Annotated in this window: 23 protein-coding genes and 2 tRNA genes; 16 read left to right on the forward strand and 9 right to left on the reverse strand. The window is 64.5% G+C overall.

Annotation, left to right across the window (positions count from 1 at the left end; all coding sequences use genetic code 11):
- The first annotated feature begins 78 nt into the window (after window positions 1–78).
- Window positions 79–1272, forward strand: coding sequence for a pyridoxal phosphate-dependent aminotransferase (locus AB4Y44_RS18810; RefSeq protein WP_368700504.1), 1194 nt, complete (start codon window positions 79–81; stop codon window positions 1270–1272).
- Window positions 1273–1348: 76 nt separating this feature from the next.
- Here the strand turns inward: AB4Y44_RS18810 and AB4Y44_RS18815 are convergent, their stop codons facing one another.
- Complete coding sequence (locus AB4Y44_RS18815) at window positions 1349–2578, reverse strand: lytic transglycosylase domain-containing protein (RefSeq protein WP_342924069.1); 1230 nt, start codon at window positions 2576–2578, stop codon at window positions 1349–1351.
- 643 nt (window positions 2579–3221) lie between these two features.
- Between AB4Y44_RS18815 and AB4Y44_RS18820 the strand changes: the two genes are divergently transcribed.
- The 3 genes from AB4Y44_RS18820 (at window position 3222) to AB4Y44_RS18830 (ending at window position 7173) form a co-directional block, all read left to right on the forward strand.
- A complete protein-coding gene (locus AB4Y44_RS18820; RefSeq protein WP_368700505.1) occupies window positions 3222–4799 on the forward strand; it encodes a UbiD family decarboxylase in 1578 nt (525 codons plus the stop codon).
- 136 nt (window positions 4800–4935) lie between these two features.
- Window positions 4936–6405: an NAD-dependent succinate-semialdehyde dehydrogenase gene (locus AB4Y44_RS18825; RefSeq protein WP_368700506.1), complete on the forward strand. Its 1470-nt coding sequence runs from the start codon at window positions 4936–4938 to the stop codon at window positions 6403–6405.
- A 93-nt stretch (window positions 6406–6498) separates the two neighbouring features.
- Complete coding sequence (locus AB4Y44_RS18830) at window positions 6499–7173, forward strand: LysE family transporter (protein WP_342924066.1); 675 nt, start codon at window positions 6499–6501, stop codon at window positions 7171–7173.
- Window positions 7174–7349: 176 nt separating this feature from the next.
- Here AB4Y44_RS18830 and AB4Y44_RS18835 read toward each other — a convergent pair whose 3' ends face one another.
- Window positions 7350–7658, reverse strand: a complete 309-nt coding sequence (locus AB4Y44_RS18835; protein WP_069262732.1) for a hypothetical protein — start codon at window positions 7656–7658, stop codon at window positions 7350–7352.
- 418 nt (window positions 7659–8076) lie between these two features.
- Window positions 8077–8238, reverse strand: a complete 162-nt coding sequence (locus AB4Y44_RS18840) for a hypothetical protein (RefSeq protein ID WP_254316025.1) — start codon at window positions 8236–8238, stop codon at window positions 8077–8079.
- A gap of 600 nt (window positions 8239–8838) precedes the next feature.
- On the opposite strand from AB4Y44_RS18840, the gene AB4Y44_RS18845 reads away from it, so the two are divergent.
- From AB4Y44_RS18845 to trmB, 5 genes are all read left to right on the forward strand, one after another.
- A complete protein-coding gene (locus AB4Y44_RS18845; protein WP_342924065.1) occupies window positions 8839–9159 on the forward strand; it encodes an EthD family reductase in 321 nt (106 codons plus the stop codon).
- Between the two features lie 105 nt (window positions 9160–9264).
- Window positions 9265–9828, forward strand: a complete 564-nt coding sequence (locus AB4Y44_RS18850; protein ID WP_321930056.1) for a YggT family protein — start codon at window positions 9265–9267, stop codon at window positions 9826–9828.
- Between the two features lie 109 nt (window positions 9829–9937).
- Window positions 9938–10012 (forward strand) — tRNA-Gly (locus tag AB4Y44_RS18855).
- Between the two features lie 259 nt (window positions 10013–10271).
- Window positions 10272–10481: a hypothetical protein gene (locus tag AB4Y44_RS18860; RefSeq protein WP_342924063.1), complete on the forward strand. Its 210-nt coding sequence runs from the start codon at window positions 10272–10274 to the stop codon at window positions 10479–10481.
- Window positions 10482–10818: 337 nt separating this feature from the next.
- On the forward strand, window positions 10819–11601 hold the full coding sequence (gene trmB / locus AB4Y44_RS18865) for a tRNA (guanosine(46)-N7)-methyltransferase TrmB (protein WP_368700507.1): 783 nt from the start codon (window positions 10819–10821) through the stop codon (window positions 11599–11601).
- 69 nt (window positions 11602–11670) lie between these two features.
- On the opposite strand, the gene AB4Y44_RS18870 is transcribed toward trmB, so the two are convergent.
- From AB4Y44_RS18870 to AB4Y44_RS18880, 3 genes are all read right to left on the reverse strand, one after another.
- A complete protein-coding gene (locus AB4Y44_RS18870) occupies window positions 11671–12525 on the reverse strand; it encodes an undecaprenyl-diphosphate phosphatase (RefSeq protein WP_342924061.1) in 855 nt (284 codons plus the stop codon).
- Window positions 12526–12613: 88 nt separating this feature from the next.
- Window positions 12614–13201, reverse strand: coding sequence for a DUF1439 domain-containing protein (locus AB4Y44_RS18875; RefSeq protein WP_342924060.1), 588 nt, complete (start codon window positions 13199–13201; stop codon window positions 12614–12616).
- Between the two features lie 80 nt (window positions 13202–13281).
- On the reverse strand, window positions 13282–13599 hold the full coding sequence (locus tag AB4Y44_RS18880) for a YkgJ family cysteine cluster protein (protein WP_342924059.1): 318 nt from the start codon (window positions 13597–13599) through the stop codon (window positions 13282–13284).
- A gap of 222 nt (window positions 13600–13821) precedes the next feature.
- Here AB4Y44_RS18880 and hemN point away from each other — a divergent pair, with 222 nt between their 5' ends.
- The 4 genes from hemN to AB4Y44_RS18900 all read left to right on the forward strand — a co-directional run bounded on the left by hemN (window position 13822) and on the right by AB4Y44_RS18900 (window position 17280).
- The gene (gene hemN / locus AB4Y44_RS18885; RefSeq protein WP_368700508.1) at window positions 13822–15207 is read left to right on the forward strand and encodes an oxygen-independent coproporphyrinogen III oxidase; all 1386 of its coding nucleotides are present in this window, start codon (window positions 13822–13824) and stop codon (window positions 15205–15207) included.
- A 110-nt stretch (window positions 15208–15317) separates the two neighbouring features.
- A tRNA-Leu gene (locus AB4Y44_RS18890) sits at window positions 15318–15402 on the forward strand.
- A gap of 185 nt (window positions 15403–15587) precedes the next feature.
- Entirely contained in the window at window positions 15588–16814 is a 1227-nt protein-coding gene (locus tag AB4Y44_RS18895; protein WP_368700509.1) for a tyrosine-type recombinase/integrase, read from the forward strand.
- Window positions 16815–16848: 34 nt separating this feature from the next.
- Window positions 16849–17280, forward strand: a complete 432-nt coding sequence (locus tag AB4Y44_RS18900; protein WP_368700510.1) for a hypothetical protein — start codon at window positions 16849–16851, stop codon at window positions 17278–17280.
- Window positions 17281–17343: 63 nt separating this feature from the next.
- Here AB4Y44_RS18900 and AB4Y44_RS18905 read toward each other — a convergent pair whose 3' ends face one another.
- Entirely contained in the window at window positions 17344–17589 is a 246-nt protein-coding gene (locus tag AB4Y44_RS18905) for a DUF3761 domain-containing protein (protein ID WP_368700511.1), read from the reverse strand.
- A gap of 259 nt (window positions 17590–17848) precedes the next feature.
- On the opposite strand from AB4Y44_RS18905, the gene AB4Y44_RS18910 reads away from it, so the two are divergent.
- On the forward strand, window positions 17849–18217 hold the full coding sequence (locus tag AB4Y44_RS18910; protein ID WP_368700512.1) for a hypothetical protein: 369 nt from the start codon (window positions 17849–17851) through the stop codon (window positions 18215–18217).
- Window positions 18218–18391: 174 nt separating this feature from the next.
- Here the strand turns inward: AB4Y44_RS18910 and AB4Y44_RS18915 are convergent, their stop codons facing one another.
- Complete coding sequence (locus tag AB4Y44_RS18915; protein WP_368700513.1) at window positions 18392–18733, reverse strand: YggL family protein; 342 nt, start codon at window positions 18731–18733, stop codon at window positions 18392–18394.
- Window positions 18734–19221: 488 nt separating this feature from the next.
- Window positions 19222–19488 carry a hypothetical protein gene (locus AB4Y44_RS18920; RefSeq protein ID WP_368700514.1) on the reverse strand — a complete coding sequence of 89 codons (267 nt, stop codon included), beginning with the start codon at window positions 19486–19488 and terminating at the stop codon, window positions 19222–19224.
- Window positions 19489–19595: 107 nt separating this feature from the next.
- Between AB4Y44_RS18920 and AB4Y44_RS18925 the strand changes: the two genes are divergently transcribed.
- Window positions 19596–19985 carry a transposase gene (locus AB4Y44_RS18925; RefSeq protein ID WP_368700515.1) on the forward strand — a complete coding sequence of 130 codons (390 nt, stop codon included), beginning with the start codon at window positions 19596–19598 and terminating at the stop codon, window positions 19983–19985.
- A complete protein-coding gene (gene tnpB, locus AB4Y44_RS18930) occupies window positions 19982–20317 on the forward strand; it encodes an IS66 family insertion sequence element accessory protein TnpB (RefSeq protein ID WP_254344552.1) in 336 nt (111 codons plus the stop codon). Before AB4Y44_RS18925 ends, tnpB begins: the two co-directional genes overlap by 4 nt.
- Window positions 20318–20336: the final 19 nt, after the last annotated feature.

A 20336-nucleotide genomic window follows, 5' to 3' on the forward strand; every position in this document is an offset into this window, starting at 1 on the left:
GAGCCGCCGGGGCAAGCGGGTGCGCCTGAGCGCCCGGCCCCGCGCGCCGCGTGATCTGTCAGTACTGGAAAGACCCGCATGAACACCGTTGCCGAACCGCTGCTGCGGCTAGCCGCGCGCGTCGACGAGATCCAGCCTTTCTACGTCATGGAACTGGCGAAGGAAGCCGCGAAGCTCGAACGCGCTGGGCGCGACATCATCCACATGGGTATCGGCGAGCCGGATTTCACGGCGCCCGAGCCTGTCGTCGAGGCGGCCGCCGCCGCGCTGCGCCGCGGCGTCACCCAATACACGAGCGCGCTCGGCATCCACGCGCTGCGCGAGGCGATCGCTGCGCACTACCAGCACGCGTACGGCCTCACGGTCGACCCCGCGCGCATCGTCGTGACGGCCGGCGCCTCGGCGGCGCTCCTGCTCGCCTGCACCGCGCTCGTCGACCGCGACGACGAAGTGCTGATGCCCGACCCCTGCTATCCGTGCAACCGCCACTTCGTGGCCGCCGCGGAAGGCAAGCCGGTGCTCGTGCCGAGCGGCCCGGAAGCGCGCTTCCAGCTGACCGCCGCCGATGTCGAGCGCCTGTGGTCGCCGCGCACGCGCGGCGTGCTGCTCGCCTCGCCGTCGAACCCCACCGGCACCTCGATCGAGCCCGACGAACTCAAGCGCATCGTGCAAAGCGTGCGTGCGCGCGGCGGCTTCACGATCGTCGACGAAATCTATCAAGGCCTGTCGTACGACACGCCGCCCGTCTCCGCGCTGTCGTTCGGCGACGACGTGGTGACCGTCAACAGCTTCTCGAAGTACTTCAACATGACCGGCTGGCGTCTGGGCTGGCTCGTGGTGCCGCCCTCGCTGGTCGGCGCATTCGAAAAGCTCGCGCAGAACCTGTTCATCTGCGCGTCGGCGCTCGCGCAGCATGCCGCGCTCGCCTGCTTCGAGCCGGACACGCTCAAGCTCTACGAAGGCCGCCGGCTCGAATTCAAGCGCCGTCGCGACTTCATCGCGCCGGCGCTCGAGTCGCTCGGCTTCACGGTACCCGTGGTGCCCGACGGCGCGTTCTACGTCTACGCCGACTGCTCGAACGTCGCGCACCCCGCCGCCGGCGACAGCGACGCGCTCACCCGCGCGATGCTGCACGACGCGGGCACAGTGATGGTGCCCGGCATGGATTTCGGCGTCGCCGCGCCGCATCAGTACGTGCGGCTCTCGTATGCCACGGCGTACGAGCGCCTGGAGGAGGCGGTCGAGCGGCTGCATGCGTTCTTCGGACGCTAATGCGCTCGTGGTCGAGAAATGGAAAAAGGCACCCGAGGGTGCCTTTTTCGTTTGGTCCGGTCTTTCAGCCAGATGCTCAGGCACCCAGTTCGGACGAAGCGTGCTTCTGGGCCGTCGTGCTCGTGCTGGCGTCGTCCTGAGCGGAACCACTGCTCGCGGACGACGACTTCTCGACGATCGCGTGGGCGTTGTCGAGCGTCACGTGCACGCGCTTCTCGCCGTTGATGCTCGCCACCTTCTGCGCAGACGTGCTGGCCGTGGTGGTGACGGGCGCCTGCGGCGCGTTGATCGGCACGTTGCGGCCGCGTGCGACGTCGCGCAGACGCCCGCGCTCGGCCATCACCTTGGCGCCGTAGCCGCCGTCGTCCGGTGTGCTCGAACCGACGTAGAGACGCAGTCCGCCCGGCAGCGAACCGCCGCGCGCGATGCAATCCTTGAGCACCAGGGCGCCGACCTTGATGTTCGCGAGCGGATCGAGCGCCGCGCGCTGGCCGCCGAAATACTGGAACTTGTCCGAGTGCACCTTCGACATGACCTGCATGAGGCCCTGCGCGCCCACGCCGCTTTCGGCGTAGGGGTTGAAGCCCGACTCGATCGCCATCACGGCGAGCAGCAGCAGCGGATCGAGCCCCACTTCGCGGCCGGTGTCGAACGCCGCTTTCACGAGTTCGCCGACCGGCTCCTGCGCCACCCGGTAGCGGCGCGCCAGATAGGTGGCGACGAGCGCCTGCTCGCGCGCCGAAACGAGCACGCGGTCGTCGCGTGCGTCGGGCGTGATGCGCCGGGGCGGAATCATGCGCGCCAGCGAGCCGACGCTGGTCGGCAGCGCACGCGGATCGAGGCCGTTGAGCGTCACGGCGTCGAGCGTGGCGATGCCGCCGTTCGACACCGAGGTCGCGACCTTTGCAACCGTGCCGTTGGAGCCTGCGGGCGAAATGCCCGTGGCGCCGGCGGCGGCAGTGACGCCGGCAGCACCGGCATCGGGCGCGAGCGCGGTGGGCAGCATCGCGCCGTCGGCGTTGTCGTCGTTGTTCGTCACGCCGGGGGGCGCGAACGAGGGCAGTGGGTTGCCTTGCAGCAGACGTGCCGGGCCGGCCTGGACCGCCGCCGAGACGAACGGCATCACGCGAGCGGCGAGCGTGCCACGCAGCGTGGGCATGAGCCAGACGGCAACAGCGAACAGAACGGCACAGCCGCCAACAATGCTGAACAGGTGATGGCTAAGACGCGTGCCACGACGCAGCAGCGCACGCAGGCCAAGCGCTACACGCTCGTCGGCGCGCCACCACGATAACCAGGTATTCATCTACAGATCTCCCATGTTGCATGATCCAGCGGGAGGGTCGGCGCGAAGCAGACGGCCAATCGCAGGATCAAGACACCGCGCGCCCTGGCTGGTGCGGCAGCGGCGTCGGGAAAACGGCAAGTCGCCGTGGGTGGAACTCCTTTTGTACGACCAGGCACGCAGTGTGCGCGCACGGAGTTCTCACGCGAAAAGCCAGCGCGAAGAGGCGCTGACGAGAACAGCCAATCTAAACCGTGGACAGCCGTGCAGGGATGCGGCTAAACGGCGACGCGTTGCGTCTGAAGGACCGGGAAGGTGGCTAAAATTTTCAAAACCTGCAACCAATGTGGACGGATTCTAGCAGCGTTTTATAGATCGTCAATACTATAGAATCCAAAAAACATAACCAATAGTAATGATAAACACTGTTCAATCCGGCGAAATCCGCGTCGCACGCGCGTCTGCGGGCGCTTATGCAGAATGGCACCCAGCGTGCGCTAGCCAACGCAGGTAAAATCGACAATCGTTACGCCGCGTCTCCCCGGCCAGATGTCTGATACGTCTTGATACGTCTGATACATCTGATACGGCGGCCGCGGAATCCGTGCCGCCGCCCCATGCGGCCCCCAAGCCGGCCACCCGTGTTGGCCACGATTGGTTCCCAATGAAATACAAAGACCTGCGCGACTTCGTTGGTCGCCTGGAGACGCTCGGCGAATTGCGCCGCGTCCCGCAAGCTGTCTCTCCGGTGCTGGAAATGACCGAGCTGTGCGACCGCGTCCTGCGCGCCGGCGGCCCGGCCCTGCTCTTTGAGAACCGTTCGACGCACGCGTTCCCGGTGCTCGGCAATCTGTTCGGCACGCCCCGGCGCGTCGCGCTCGGCATGGGCATCGACGCGCCGGAAAGCGGCGGTGACGGCGCGGCGCTCGAGTCGCTGCGCGACGTGGGGCGTTTGCTCTCGGCGCTCAAGGAGCCCGAGCCGCCGCGCGGCCTGAAGGACGCGGGCAAGCTCCTCACGCTCGCCAAGGCCGTCTGGGACATGGCGCCGAAGACCGTGAGCGCGCCGCCCTGCCAGGAGATCGTCTGGGAAGGCAACGACGTCGATCTCGCGAAGTTGCCGATCCAGACCTGCTGGCCCGGCGACGCCGGCCCGCTCGTCACCTGGGGCCTCACCGTCACGCGCGGTCCCAACAAGACGCGCCAGAATCTCGGCATCTACCGCCAGCAGCTGATTGGCCGCAACAAGCTCATCATGCGCTGGCTCGCGCATCGCGGCGGCGCGCTCGACTTCCGCGAGTTCGCGCTGAAGAACCCCGGCAAGCCTTACCCGGTGGCGGTCGTGCTCGGCGCCGACCCGGCGACGATCCTCGGCGCCGTCACGCCGGTGCCCGACACGCTCTCCGAATACCAGTTCGCGGGCCTGTTGCGCGGCGCCCGCACCGAGCTCGCGAAGTGCCTGACGCCCGGCGTCGACACGCTGCAGGTGCCCGCGCGCGCCGAGATCGTGCTCGAGGGCTTCATCTACCCGCAGGCGGGCGGGCCCGGCCCGGCCCCCGCTGGCGCGCCGCCCCGCCCCGCCAAGGGCGCGAGCGCCGCGTACGAACACGCGCTCGAAGGCCCCTACGGCGACCACACGGGCTACTACAACGAACAGGAGTGGTTCCCCGTCTTCACGGTCGAGCGCATCACCATGCGCCGCGATGCGATCTACCATTCGACATACACGGGCAAACCGCCCGACGAGCCCGCGGTGCTAGGCGTGGCGCTCAACGAAGTGTTCGTGCCGCTCTTGCAGAAGCAGTTTGCCGAGATCACCGACTTCTATCTGCCGCCAGAGGGGTGCAGCTATCGCATGGCGATCGTGCAGATGAAGAAGAGCTACCCCGGGCACGCGAAACGCGTGATGTTCGGGGTGTGGAGCTTCCTGCGCCAGTTCATGTATACAAAGTTCATTGTCGTGGTCGACGATGACGTGGACATCCGCGACTGGAAGGAGGTGATCTGGGCGATCACCACGCGTATCGATCCGGCGCGCGACACCGTGCTCGTCGAGAACACGCCGATCGACTATCTCGACTTCGCTTCGCCGGTGGCCGGCCTCGGCTCGAAAATGGGGCTCGACGCCACCAACAAGTGGCCCGGCGAGACGGACCGCGAATGGGGCCGCGCAATCGAGATGGACGCGGCCGTGAAGACGCGCGTCGACCGTCTCTACGACGAGCTCGGCTTTAGCCGCAGCTAACGCGATCCGGCGCAGTGCCCTCGGGCGCCACGCCGGCCGATTCATACGCGACGCCTGTTCGCGACGCCGCGCTTACCGCGTCACGCCTCGTGCATGGCATGAGCCGCGGCGCCAGTGAACCTGAGGAGACTCGAGGATGATGCCCGCATCGGAGCGCCTGACGCAACTGAACGACCCCGCCCTCTTCAAGACCCGCGCGTACATCGACGGCGAATGGAGCGGCGGTGCGGCCACGTTCGCCGTGCTCGACCCCGCCGACAACGCCGAGATCGCGAGCGTGCCCGACTTTGGCGCCGACGAGGCGCATCGCGCGATCGGCGCCGCGAACGCCGCCCTGCCCGCGTGGCGCGCGAAGACGGGCAAGGAGCGCGCCGCCATCCTGCGGCGCTGGTTCGACCTCGTGATCGAGCACGCCGACGACCTCGCCGCGATCATGACCGCCGAGCAAGGCAAGCCGCTCGCCGAGGCGCGCGGCGAAGTGATCTACGGCGCGTCTTTCCTGGAATGGTTTGCCGAAGAAGCCAAGCGTGTGAACGGCGACGTGCTCGCGAGCCCCGCCAGCGACCGCAAGCTCGTCGTGCTCAAGCAGCCGATCGGCGTGTGCGCCTCGATCACCCCCTGGAATTTCCCGATCGCGATGATTACGCGCAAGGTCGCGCCGGCCATCGCCGCGGGCTGCACGATCGTCGTGAAGCCCGCCGAGCAGACGCCGCTTTGCGCGCTCGCGCTCGCCGAACTGGCGCAGCGCGCGGGCGTGCCCAAGGGCGTGTTCAACGTGCTCACCGCCGACTCCGCGAACTCCATCGCCATCGGCAAGGCGTTGTGCGAAAGCGATATCGTGCGCCATCTCTCGTTCACGGGATCGACGCCGGTGGGGCGTATCCTCATGCAGCAGTGCGCACCGACGGTCAAGAAACTCGCCCTCGAACTGGGCGGCCACGCCCCCTTCATCGTGTTCGACGACGCCGACCTCGACGCCGCCGTGGAAGGCGCGATGATCTCGAAGTATCGCAACGCGGGCCAGACCTGCGTCTGCACGAACCGCTTCTATGTGCACGACAAGGTGTACGACGCTTTCGTCGAGAAGCTCGCCGCCGCCACACGCAAGATCAAGGTGGGCAACGGCTTCGATGATGGCGTGAACCAGGGGCCGTTGATCGACGACGCGGCCGTCGCCAAGGTCGAGCAGCACATCAGCGATGCGACCGCCCAGGGCGCGAAGCTCGTGGCGGGCGGCAAGGTCAGCTCGGGGCGCTACGTCGAGCCCACCGTGCTCGCCGACGTCACGCGCGACATGCTGATCGCGCGCGAGGAAACCTTCGGGCCGGTCGCGGCGGTGTTCCGCTTCAGCGACGAAGCCGAAGTCGTCGGCCTCGCCAACGACACCGAATTCGGCCTCGCCTCGTACTTCTACAGCCGCGATATCGGCCGCGTCTGGCGCGTCGCGGAAGCGCTCGAGTACGGCATGGTCGGGATCAACACCGGACTCATCTCGAACGAGGTCGCGCCGTTCGGCGGCGTGAAGCAGTCGGGCCTCGGGCGCGAAGGGTCGAAGTACGGCATCGACGAATATGTCGAACTGAAGTATCTGTGCATCGGCGTTTGAAACCCGCCTGAACCCGATTTGAGCCGCTCGCGCCCGCTTCTTCAAAGGCGGGCGTATGCGGTATGCAGTCCATACCAACAAGAAATCGTTTTCATGCCTCACCTTTCCCTGCTTTCCGACGGCTTTTTTCTGTCGCTTTCGCTTTGCCTCGACATCGGTCTCGTCAACGTCGCCATCATCTCGCTCACGCTCACGCATGGCTTCCGCCCGGGCTTCTGGCTAGGGCTCGGCTCGTGTTTCGGCGACCTCATCTACGCCGCACTCGCGCTTGCGGGCATGGCCGCGCTGCTGCAGTTCTCGGCCGTGCGCTGGATCGTGTGGATCGGCGGCTCCGCCCTGCTGCTCATGCTCACGTGGAAGATGGCGCGCGAAGCGCTCAATCCGGCATCGGCGCCGCCCGTGGAAGGCGAAGCCGATAGCGCTGCGCCGCTGCCCAACCCGTGGCGCAGCTTCGGGCGCGGCGTGCTGCTCGCCCTTTCGTCGCCGAGTGCGATTCTCTGGTTTGCGGCGGTCGGCGGCGCGCTGATCGCCAAGTCGGGGGCGACGAGCGCCGGCGCGGCCTCGCTGTTTCTGCTGGGCTTTTTCGCGGGCGGGCTCGCCTGGACCCTGTTTATTTGCGGACTGGCCAGTCATGGCCGCAAACGCGCCGGCACCGGCCTGCTGCGCGCCTGCCACGTGCTTTCGGCCCTGCTGTTCGCGTACTTCTCGTACAGCGTGATCGTGCACGGCTATCGCGAAATGATCCTGCAGGGCGCGGGCGCGTCGTAATCCGTGTCAGGCGCAGGGTGCGCCTCACCCTGCGCCTATGCATCGGCGCCCATCGATCTGGCGCGCCGTGCACGCGGCGCAAGCGAACACCAAAAACAAACGGCGCAACGCGGCGTGAGCCGGCGTTGCGCCGTTCGTGAAACCTGCGGCCGGGCGGCGTGCGCCGCCCGTCACGCTCAATGACGGTAGTAGCCGCGGCCGTAGTAACCGTGGCCGTAGTAGCCGTGATGCCAGTACGGACGGCCGTAGTAGCCGTAGCCGCCATAGCCGCCTACGACGACGGCAGGCGGCGGCGCGTACACCACCGGCGGCGGCGCATAGACCACGGGCGGGGGCGGCGGTGCGTAGACCGGCGCAGCATAGACGGGATAAGCGGGGGCCACCGGAATGCCAATGCCGATACCCACCGAGACGTGCGCCTGGGCCGCGCTGACGAACCCCACACCCAGCGCGGCGGCAACGATGAACGATACGGTCTTTTTCACTTCTCTTCTCCTGGCGGCCACCAGCGGCGACGCGCAATAACGGGCACTGCCCACGCATTTAATGTATCGAAAACGGCGGCCGTCATTGGTAGCCATTTGTTTCGAATTGCAATCCTGTTTTGGGGGCGCTTAATAGCGCGTCAAGCCCGGTGGGCGCGGCTGCCGCGAAAAATCGCCGCGCCCGCGCCCGATCACGCCGCCATTCGTTACAGAAACCAGGGCGCTGTCATTGTTACCTGCTCGAGGGCATCGCGCGGCAAGTCTCCCGGTAATGTTTGATTACAAATTGGTTGACCCGGACTACGTTCGGACTGCGGCCGACGAGGCTGTAAACGACGATGCCCGGTCCTCGGACCGGGCATCTCATCCGACCAGCCGGCGGCGCACAAACCGCCGGCCACGCCAGGCAAGCTCTCCGCTATCCGACCTTCACGTAGGTGAACTCGCGCGTGACGCTCGGTGGCACGTAAGCGCCGCTGATGCGCACACGTGGCGTCAGGCGCTTCTTCTGATCCCACCAGCGGCGACGCTGAAAGGGCGTGAGAAACCGCAGATGCTTTCGGTAAGCGAAGATGCTCATGGTGAACTCCCCGAATCGGACTACCGACAGGAACAAACCCAATTGCACGGCTGCAACAACGAAACCGAAACGATGAAAAGTATTGTGCTCAGATTCCGGGACAAAAATGGCAGTGTTGCGCGATAGCCTCACGAGCAACGTATATGCATAGCGCACTGTTCGTTGCGGCTTCCGCGTGCTGGGTTTGAGTTACTGCGCATAAGTGCGCCGCGAGCCACCAGCAGAAATCGTGCCGCGTCAGGCTACTGGCGCGACGTCGCGCCCATCACTGTCATTTGTAGTCGCACCGGCGGCGCGTGATCAGTACGAAAGCGAACATTTCGGGCGCCCGCGCGGCTGCGGGGCAACACTCGCGCTGCGAGGCGCCTGACGAGCGCGGTCTGTCGGAAACACTGTAGCCGTTCGCGGAAAAGGCTGCCGTGAGTGCAGCCATTTTGCGCGGCGCGCACGCCGCAAGCCTGGCCGCGGCCGCGCGCCATGCCCCGAGGCGGAATCGATCGCGGATACTGACGAGGCGTAAGCCGTGTTAATGTGGCGACGGCGCGCGCATCGCAACGGCAGGCAACGCACGCCAATGGGACTCACCGACGAGCACGCACAATGATCAAGGTCAGCATCCTCTATCCCTATCGCGAGAACGGGCGTTTCGACACCGGGTACTACTGCACGCACCACATGCCTCTCGCAGCGAAGCTCTTTGGCGAAGCACTCAAGGGCTGGTCGGTTGACATCGGCATCAATGCCGGGCCGCCGGGCACGCCGCCGCCGTACGTCGCGGCCGGGCACTTCCTGTTCGAGACGGTCGATGCGTTCTACGCGGTGTTTCAGCCGCATGCCGACACACTCCTCGACGACATTCCCAACTACACCGACGGCGGAAATGGCACCATTCTGATCAGCGAGGTCATGGTGTCCGTCTGACGTGCTCCGCGTGGTTGAACGGGGCGAGCGGAACCCCGGCATGACCTTTTATCGGCCGCCACACGCCAAGCGCGCCGCCACCCACACAAGAAGGAAACAACACCGATGTTCGGCGATATCGCCCGCTTTTTGCTCAATACGGTCTTCACGCTGTTCGGCGCCGCCCTGCTGCTGCGTGCCTGGCTCCAGTACGTGCGTGTGCCGCCGTACAACCCCGTGACCCACGCGATCCAGCAGGTCACCAACTGGCTGGTGCTGCCGCTGCGGCACGTGATTCCCGGCGTGCGCGGCATCGACTGGGCGAGCGTGGTCGGCGCGCTGATCGCGGCCATTGCTTACGTGCTGCTGATGGTATGGATCGCGGGCGTGGACCCATTGGGTCTGTTGCCGACACTGCTGATCGTCGCGTTGCTCACGCTCGTGAAGTGGGCGCTCAACCTGCTGATCTGGCTGACGATCCTGATGGCGCTGCTCTCGTGGCTCAACCCGCGCTCGGCGGCAATGCCCGTGCTGTTCCAACTGACGGCGCCGTTCCTCAACCCGCTGCGCCGCATCCTGCCGAACCTGGGCGGCCTCGATCTTTCGCCGATTCTGCTGTTCGTGATCGTGCAGGTGCTACTGATGGTGGTCACGCGCGCGGCGGTTTCGCTCACGCTGTTCGGGATTTGAGGACGCCTCGGCATACGGTCTGGTGCATCTGGCGGCGCGCCTGGCGCGCCGCGTCGCTTGAGCGCGTCATTGCGCAAGAAGGCCAAAACCGCGTAAAATAGCGCGCTCTGCGGGCGTCGTATAATGGCCATTACCTCAGCTTCCCAAGCTGATGACGTGGGTTCGATTCCCATCGCCCGCTCCACGTCGGCTTGCCGACCTCTCTTCGAGGCCTGGGCTTTCAGACAGCGCACGTGCCAGGACACCCCTGCAGCGCCAAGCCTGCCCGACCGGCACACGCCGGGCACGACCTGAATTCCTCCGTTGCACCATGCACTCTGGCGCTCTTCGGGTCCTCCCGCACGCGCCGCGAGTTGGTCCGCCGACACGTATTTCGCACGACTGCCGCATAACGACTCGCTGCGCGCCCTCTGGCGCACCAGTCCCCGATGGATCAATTTTTCATGTCCCGGCGCAGCGCGATCGCCCTGATCGTGCGCTCGCGCAAAGCCCTTCTCGACGACGCCGACGAACGACCATCCGCCGAAGCCGAGCGCCTGCGTGCCGCGGCCGCCGACCTCACGCGCCTGCTGTTCGACGTACGTGCCGGGCGTGTGAGCGCGTTTGAATTGAATCAACCTGCGCGCATGCGGGTCGTCGTTTCAGCCGATTGAGATGTCGATGGATGCGTGGACCGGCGCGCAGCGAGGCGCTACGGGCACGCCTCGCCGCCTCAGCCATCAGAGCCGTACGAGCGCGCTGATATAATGCGCGACGGCTTCGGAGCCGCTGGGCTTCGAGCGCGCCGCGCCCGCCTGCCGGGCCGAAGGCCGGCATCGATTCCGGCGGAAGCGAAAGCGGCCCACAACGCGTCCGGCCACGCAGGCCCGCATCGCCCCCGGCACCGCGTCGCCGCGAATAGCTCGGCCTGCCTCGCACCGAGCCGAAGGCGCAGCCCGCCCCCATTATCGACAGCCGCGACATCCGCCGCTCTCACACCCACCCGCGAAGATGAATCACGATCCCAACGAAGACGCCCGTCCCGACGCCACGCAGTCCGACGCACAAGACGCCGCCTCCGAGACGAACGCGCAATCCGGGGCACCCGCCGGCGACGCGCTGCACCACCGCCGCATCCGCAGCTTCGTGACCCGTGCCGGCCGCGTCTCGACCGGCCAGCGCCGCGCGCTCGACGAACTGGGCCCGCGCTTCGTCGTGCCCTACGCGCCCGAACCCGCCGACTGGGACGCCGTATTTGAACGGCACGCACCGCGCATCCTGGAGATCGGTTTCGGGATGGGCGCGAGCACGGCGGAAATCGCCGCCTTGCGCCGCGAGGACGACTTCCTTGGCGTCGAGGTCCACGAGCCTGGCGTCGGCGCCCTGCTCAAGCTGATCGGCGAGCAGAATCTGGAGAACATCCGCATCATCCAGCACGACGCCGTGGAAGTGCTCGAGCACATGATCGCACCGGCGAGCCTCGACGGCGTGCACATCTTCTTCCCCGATCCGTGGCACAAGGCCCGCCATCACAAGCGCCGCCTGATTCAGCCGAAGTTCGTCGCGCATCTCGTCTCGCGCATGAAGCCGGGCGCGTACCTGCACTGCGCGACCGACTGGCAGAACTACGCCGAGCAGATGCTCGAAGTACTCAGCGCGGAGCCCGCGCTCGAGAATACCGCTGCCGACTACGCGCCGCGCCCCGACTACCGTCCTGTGACGAAGTTCGAGCGCCGCGGCCTGCGGCTCGGTCACGGCGTGTGGGATCTCGTGTTCCGCCGCCGCGCGGACTGAAACCGGGAAGCGCATGGAAAAACGGGCGCCGTAACGTGACGAGTTGGTCACGCGGCGCACGTTGAGTTGTTAGTCGTCCCAGCCTAGGCCGCCGCCATAGCCGAACAGCAGAACCACGAGACCGAACGCGATTCGGTACCAGGCGAAGGCGGTGAAATCGTGCGAAGCCACGAAGCGCAGCAGCCAGCGTACACACGCGAAGGCGCTGACAAATGCGGCGACGAAGCCGATGCCGAAGAGCCCGAGCCAGTCCACGGAAAGCTCGTGCCAGCTCTTGTACAGCTCATAAACGGTCGCGCCGAAGATCACGGGAATCGCAAGGAAGAACGAGAATTCAGTCGCGACGCGCCGCTCGAGGCCGAACAGCATCGCGCCGATGATGGTCGAGCCCGAACGCGACATGCCCGGAATCAGCGCGAAGCACTGCGCGCAGCCCACCTTGAAAGCGTCGAGCGGCGTGATCTCGTCGATCGAGTTCACGCGCGCGCCGCGCTGCTGGGCGACCGGCAGTCCCTTCGGGCCACGCAGGCGATTTTCGACCCACAGGATGACGAGGCCGCCGCCAACGAGCGCGAACGCCACCGGCACCGGCGCGAAGAGCACCGACTTGATCGACTTCTCGAACATCAGACCGAGCACGACAGCCGGAATGGTGGCGACGATCACGTTGAGCGTGAAGCGCCGCGCATCGCGCCGCGAGGGCAACCCTACGACCACCTCGCCGATCTTGCGGCGGAACTCCCAGCACACGGCGAGAATCGCGCCAAACTGGATCACCACGTAGAAGGTCTTGGCATACTCGCCGTCGAAATTGAGCAGGCTGCCGGCGACGATCAGATGCCCGGTACTCGAAACCGGCAGAAATTCCGTCAGCCCTTCGACGATGCCGAGAATCAAGGCCTTGCAGGTCAAAATCCAGTCCATCCCTTTTATCCCTCTTCTTTGAGCGTCGGAACGGCGCACGCCGCGCCGCACGACCGACGACGGCCGCGTGCGCCGGCGTTTCGTCGGCTTACTTCTCGACGATCTGCACGCGTATGCCGTTTGTAAGGATGGTGATTGTACCGGGTTCGTAGTTGACGCCGGCGAATTGGAGCTGCTCGGGCTTGAACGTATAGACGGGGTAATTGTTGAGCAGCTGGGTGGCGACGAGCGCGGCGACCGCGCTCACCTGCGGCGCGTAGGCGGCGGCGTTGCCCGCCATGTCGACGCCATCGACCGAAGGCGAACGCAACACCACGGCGCGGTTCCCGCTGTCGTAGGCGAGTTCGCTCGACACCGTGAACGCACCGCTCACGGGCTGCTGCATCAACGGGCTTTCGAGGTGCGCGTCGAGCCGCACGGCCACGCGGTTGCGATCGGGCTGCAGCGTCACGACCGGATTCGTGAGCGAGACGTCGATGATCTGCTGCATCGAGCGGTGATAGGGAAACTTGCGCTGCACCGCGTCCTGCACCTGCTGCTGCGAAAACGTGTAGTGATCGGGAATGAACGGGAAAATCCCCGTCGCACACGCGCCGAGCGACATCGCCGTACCCGCCGCAGCGCAGGCTGTGAACAGGAAGGCGCGCCGGGAAACGCGCGTTGCGGTGTGGGTCATGCGAAATCTCCTTGTTGGGCCGGGACTGGCGCGCCGTCATTCTGGCGCATGACGGCTGGCCGACGCAGTTTGCGCCGGGTTCAGCGCCCGGCTGGCGCTTGTGGCCAGGTTGGCGGCCGGGTTTGCGCCTCGAGACGCGTGAGCCAGACAATGGCCTCCTCGCGCGACTCGCCGCACATCTCGGCCTGCGGCTGCAGCCCCGAGCAGCACGCCGGCCGCAACGGCGAGCCGAAGATCATGCAGCGCAGGTCCTCGCCGAGTTGAACACAACGCACGCCGGCCGGCTTGCCCTGAGGCATGCCCGGAATCGGGCTCGTAATGGACGGCGCGATGCAGCACGCGCCGCAACCGGGACGGCAGGCGTGCCCTGAGGCATCGGCGGGAAAAACGGTACTCACTTCGGCTTCCTGGAACGCTGACAAATCGTGTCCGCACGGCGGCGGACCAGACGGCATTGTGCCATCGCTCGCGTGCGACCTTTTTACACAATCGCTTCTTCCTACGCGCTCGTACACTTTGTCCATCTGGCGCTGTAGGACAAGGGACAGGCCACCTGTGCGCGGCGTTCCGCGGCGCCGGACGCTGCCCACCCGTGCGCCGCCCTTCCCAGTGAGCTTTGCATGAGCGACGCCGACCTGCTCTTTCGCCCCGACCTGCTTGCCAAATACGGCGCCAACGGCCCGCGCTACACGTCCTACCCCACCGCCCTGCAGTTCCGCGACGACTTCGATCCCGCCGACTACCAGCGCGCCGCAGCCGATCCGGGCGCGAGCGAAACCGACCTCTCGCTGTACTTTCATATTCCGTTCTGCGACACCGTCTGTTTCTATTGCGGCTGCAACAAGGTCATCACGAAGAACCGCGGCCGCGCGAAGCCGTATCTCGCGCAGATGATCCGCGAAGTGGCGCTGCAGGCCGCGCTGTTCGACACGAAGCGCCCCGTTTCGCAGCTGCATTGGGGCGGCGGCACGCCCACCTTTCTCTCGCTGGACGAAATGAGCACGCTGATGGCCGCCACGCGCGAACACTTCGCGCTGCAGCCCGACGACGCCGGCGAATACTCGATCGAGATCGACCCGCGCGAAGCCACGGCGCAGACCATTGCGCACCTGCGTTCGCTCGGCTTCAACCGGCTGAGCCTGGGGGTTCAGGACTTCGATCCGGTCGTGCAGAAGGCGGTCAACCGCATGCAACCGCTCGAACTGACCGTCGACGTCATGAATGCCGCGCGCGCGAACGGCTTCGAGTCGATCAGCGTCGATCTGATCTACGGCTTGCCGTACCAGAACGTCAAAACCTTCGGCCGCACGCTCGAGACGATGTTGCTGCTCGCGCCCGATCGCATCTCGGTGTTCGGCTACGCGCACATGCCGCATCTGTTCAAGATGCAGCGCCAGATGGACGAAGCCACCTTGCCCACGCCCGCGGAGCGCATGGCGCTGCTGAGGCTCGTGATCGAGCAGCTCACCGAGGCGGGCTACGTCTACATCGGCATGGATCATTTCGCACTGCCCACCGACGAACTCGCGCGCGCCCAGGCGCAGCGCACGCTGCACCGCAATTTCCAGGGCTACAGCACGCGCGCCGACTGCGACCTGATCGGCTTCGGCGCCTCAGCGATCGGCAAGGTCGGCGACGTCTACGCGCAGAACGCGAAGGACCTGATCGGCTACGGCGCGGCCATCGGCGCGCGCAAGCTCGCGACCGCAAAGGGCGTGCGCCTCACCGCCGATGACCGTCTGCGTCGCGACATCATCACGGAACTCATGTGCAATCTCGAACTGCGCTGCGACGAGTTCGAGGCCGCCTACGGCATTCGTTTTCCGGCGACTTTTGCGGCCGAACTCGAACGCCTGCGCGAGTTCGAACGCGACGGGCTCGTTGCGCGCAGCGCCGACCGCCTCGAAGTGCTGCCCGCTGGACGCATGCTGGTGCGCAATATTGCGATGGTGTTTGACCGCTACCTTGGCGCACAGCAGCCCGAGCGGTTCTCGCGGACGATTTGAAGGCTTGCCGGCGCTCCACAGTTGCCTGGGCGCGCGATTTGCGTCATAATCACCGGCTACTTCGAGCGCTTGCGTGTTTGCTCGGGTGCGAGAAACTCGCAATAACACACGCCTCGGTGGTGAAATTGGTAGACGCGCCGGACTCAAAATCCGGTTCCGAAAGGAGTGCCGGTTCGATTCCGGCCCGAGGCACCAAAGAATGTTCCAGCTTTCACAATGTTTCACAAGGAAACCCCGCCAGACTTGGTCTCGCGGGGTTTTTTGTTGCCAACGTCTGCCAGGTTTCACCAGTGACAGCCGGTGGTATTAGGTGGTACTTTTGGTGGCATCTGGCCAGTTGCCACCACTTTTCGCCTCGCGATACCACCGTACATACCACCATGCCGCTCACCGACACCCAGGTCAGGAACGCCCGCTACAACGCCGACGGCACCGGCAACCGCCTGTCTGACGGCGGGCGCATGTACCTCCAGATTGTCCAGTCCGGCGCTAAGTACTGGCGGATGAATTACCGCTTCAACGGTAAGGACAAGACTTTGGCGCTTGGAGTCTACCCTGACGTGTCGCTGGCAGCGGCGCGCAAAAAGCGCGACGAGGCGCGGGAGAAGTTGGCGGCGGGCGTCGATCCAGGAGAATCGAAGAAGGCGGACAAGCGCGCGGCCCGCCTAGCGGCTATCAACACGTTTGAGGCTGTCGCCTTGGCCTGGTTGGAGGAGCGCCGTCCGTACGTTGAGCCCGCGCAAAATGACAAGACCTTGGCGCGCTTTAAGAATGATGCGTTCCCGTGGCTAGGCAACCGTACGGTTACCGAAATCGAAGCGCCGGACATTCTGGACGTACTCAAGCGCGTGGACAGCCGTGGGGCGCGCTTCACAGCGCACCGCCTGCGCGGCGAGATAAGTCGAGTGTTTCGCTACGGCATCAAGGAAGGCTTGTGCAAGACAGATCCGGCGCGCGACCTGCTCGGCGCAATACCGCCAGCCCAGACAAAACATTTCGCCTCGATCACTGAACCCTCCAAGGTGGGCGAAATGCTGCGCGCATTCGACTGCTTCACTGGCACGTTTCCCGTCCTCTGCGCGCTCCGGCTCGCGCCAATGCTATTCGTGCGCCCCGGCGAGCTACGCAAAGCCGAATGGGAGCAATTCGACCTTGATAAGGGCGAATGGCGTTATCTCGTCACCAAGACGACGACAGCCCACCTTGTGCCGCTCGCCGCACAGGCCGTCGCGATCCTACGCGAACTGCACGCCCTTACCGGGTCCGGTCACTACGTGTTCCCCGGCGCACGCGACCGTAAGCGACCCATGAGTGAGGCGACCGTCAATGCAGCCCTGCGCCGTCTCGGCTACGACACCCGCACCGAGATTACCGGCCACGGCTTTAGGGCCATGGCGCGCACAATCCTGCATGAGGAACTGGAGCAAAAACCGGAAGTAATTGAGCATCAGCTTGCGCACGCCGTGCCGGACAATCTGGGTGGCGCATACAATCGCACCCGGTTCATCAAGGAACGACGAGCGATGATGCAAAAGTGGGCGGACTACCTTGACCAGCTCAAGGCAGGGGCGGAGGTCATCCCGATAGCGGCGACTGTCGGCTCGTAGACGCATCGTTGACGCCCAGGAAGGCTCCGGCCGTATGAATCTTCGCCTGCTTGCCGCTATCTATGCGGGCCAGGTACGGGACAAGGCCATCGTCGCAGACGAATTTCTGTATTACGCGGATCTTTTAGCGTCCCTGCGGCACGACGAAATTGTCCTGCTGGGCACGCTGCTGCGAAATTCGACTGCTTACAATGGGGACACGATTTACGGCAATGAGCCAATGCATCGGACTCGATCTGAACTGGTGCCAGACGTGTTCGCCGTCCCCGAGGACTACAACGCTGCTCTAGGCGCGCTCCTAAGAACCGGACTCGTCTCTACCCAAGCAATCGGCGGCAGTATCGGTGGTGGGCCAAGCATGGTGTACCACGCGACGAGCTTACTACGCCGCCTCAACGCGCTCGCCGAAATAGAAGGGGTCATGAGTCGCGAGCAAGCCTCCACCGCACGCGCCGAATCGACGTAGTAGACATCGCTGCACGACGCTTCTCTAACGTCGGAGAGGTGGGCAGGACTGGTGGGCAAAAACCTATTCCCACTCGGCTACGCCGTGGTGATGTGAACATGTGCCAGCATGGTGCTGGCTGAAGCTGTAGGTTCCATCACCGCATTTCGCGGTGGCACCGACCGGCACGCTACCGGTTCGCGAGTGGGCTGGCGAATGCACATCGTTCCCATCGCGGTTCACATAGTGGCCGTGCTCCTGTAGTTGCGACTCGTCGGGAGGGGATGGCTGGTAGGCGTGGGCAGCGCTCGCGAGCGCCAGCAGCACCATGAGACTGCCGCACCGGACTGCGGAAAACACACACGCGGCAGCACCGCCGCGATTCAGGCTAGTACCCATCATCCCCTTCCCCGTTCTGGTTTTGTCTCATTGGCGCATCCGACGCTTACCATGACCGGACGCATGGGGCGTCATGGTACACCGGGCAGAACGACGGGGTGACGACAGCGGCCGACGTTCCATTTCCGCCATACTCGCCGCATCCGCCCCGGACAGCAAGCCGGGGGCGTCAGTCAATGGAGTGAATCACGTGTATAACCACTTTCGAACTATTGAGAGCGAACTGGACGCCGCGATGAGGGCCGTAGAGCTGGGCGAAGGTGACGCAGGCGCGCTGCTCGAACAGCTTGAAGCACTGCTCCAGAATGTGCGCGGCAAGCGCTTTGCAACTGGCTTTGCCTTGTTCGGCGAACAGTTCCAGCCGGGCGGCGAACCCGCCGAAGTACTTGGCGGCATCGAGCAGCAACACCACACATTTGCGCGCGGCGACGTAGTGCGTACGAAAGAAGGATATCTGGCCTACGTTGGCTACTACGACCACCGTAACCACGTTGTCGCGAACGTCGTCTACGAGGCGCGCGAATTCAACGAAGCGGACCTGACGCTAGTACCGCGATAGTTGGTGGCGCAAATCGACAAGGCACTACCGCATTAGGTGCACCCTTCTCAAGGGCGGCCCTGAGTGCAGCACCCGCCTCCGACGCGGCGAAAACTCAGGATGGGCTCCTGGCGCGGGGTTCCCCGGCACCTAACACAGAAAGCCGGACCAATCTTTATGCGTTTCGGTGTCACCTCACTGCCCTTGCACACGCCACGCATCTGTGAGCGGCCCAACCTCGACAACAGAGAATTCAGACCGAGAGCTAAGCCACCCACGAACCTTATCGCGCTGCTCTTCAGATGCTGAGCGGCCTCGCACCGCCGATGTCACATATCCACTCAGATCATCGTTTACGCCGCCGCCGAAGCTCAGCCGTAAAGGCTCGATGCAGTCTTCGATGAAGCCGTCTAGCAGCTTATCGCAGCCGCCGTCGGCGAACGGCGACGCGAACCGTGCGGAAACAGCAAAGCCCAGTTGAGTAAATTCGCCGAGGTGTAGCTTTTTGCGTTGCCGTCTATTGTGCCGCGTAGTCACGCAACTCTCCCGTCAAAGTATCGGCTCGTTCACAGCATATCGCCGTCACCTTGCCCTTTCCATATCCAGATGCTTCTGTGCGACGCGTGTAAGCATAAAGGAGGCGCAACTACCTAAGCCGTAGTTCCTGCCCATAGCCGTCGCCGGATATCGATACGTCTATCGCTTCACCATAACCATATCTATTTTTTAAAAAACAAAGAGTTACAGGATTTGAGATTACCTATTCTTCGGGTAAGCTGCGCATTTTTTTAGACGCTGAAATGGCAAAAAAATCGAAAAAGGACAAGGCGTCAGATGCTCCCCAACAGGCCGAGCCGCCTCCATGGGAGAACGCGCATCCGCGCGTGATGATTAACTTCTCAACAAAGTTTTCCGAAGAACTGCACATGCAGATGACCTGGCTAACGGAAAACGTCCCGAAACTGTCAATTCAAAGGATCGTGCAGGAGGCAACTGCAGAATACGTGGCCCAAAGGATTGAGAAGCTATACAAGCCCCGGAGTTTTACCCGGCTGCCCGCCCAGCGTCTGGAAGTCCTCGAAGACTGCGTGCGTACTGGGATCCCATTGCAACGCTGACGGCGCCGCCAGTCCACGGTCGCCCTTATCGCCTTTATCGCCCGTGTCACCTTTGTCGCCCTTGTCGCCCTTGTCGCCCTTATCGCCCTTATCGCCCTTATCGCCCTTGTCGCCCTTGCTCAGGACGTGGCCACCGCTAACCGTGACGGAATTGACTCGAAGCCTGCTGGTCATCGCACCACCTTGAGAATCAGATGTAAGCACCCGGTGAAGTCATCTTGATTGCGTAAGGCTCGAAGGCGAGGATCGTGTCCATCTAAATTTTTAATGGACAGATGTACATGATGGACGAGATCGAGGTGACGCAGGAGGTCGTGCAACCGACACGACGTCGGCGGCATAGCAAGGAGTTCAAGGCGCAAGTCATCCGGGCGGCGATGCAGCCCAACGTATCGATCGCGGCGGTAGCACTGCACTATCGCTTGAATGCCAACATGCTCCGAAGCTGGGTGGCGGCGCAGGAGGAGCTGGATGCGGCCGAGCTCGCCCGCAAGTCAATGAGCGTGCCATCGGCAGAATTTGTGCCGTTGCAGCTGAAAGCGTCCGGAGCTGCATCTGGCGCGACAGAGATCCTGATCGAGGTACGTCGGGGTGCGGCAACGGTGACGGTACGTTGGCCGTTATCTGCAGCCAGCGATTGTGCGGTGTGGTTGCAGGGGTGGCTGCGGTGATCCGCATCGACGCGATCTGGCTGGCGACCGAACCGCTGGATATGCGCGCCGGCACAGATACGATTCTGGCGCGCGTGGTGAAGGTGTTCGGCGCAGCGCGACCACATCACGCCTATCTGTTCGCCAACAGGCATTCGACGCGCATGAAGGTGCTCGTCTATGACGGGTTCGGAATCTGGCTGGCCGCGCGTCGCCTGAACAAGGGCCGGTTCGTCTGGACGAACGGTGAGCAGACGATCGCGACCGCGCTCAATCCCGAGCAGTTGCGTGCGTTGGTGACCGGACTGCCCTGGCAGACGTTGGTTCACGATCACGCGATCACGGTCGTGTAATACCCCCAGAGCCGTAAAC

Source organism: Paraburkholderia sp. BR10937, assembly GCF_040965695.1.
Classification (GTDB): Bacteria; Pseudomonadota; Gammaproteobacteria; order Burkholderiales; family Burkholderiaceae; genus Paraburkholderia.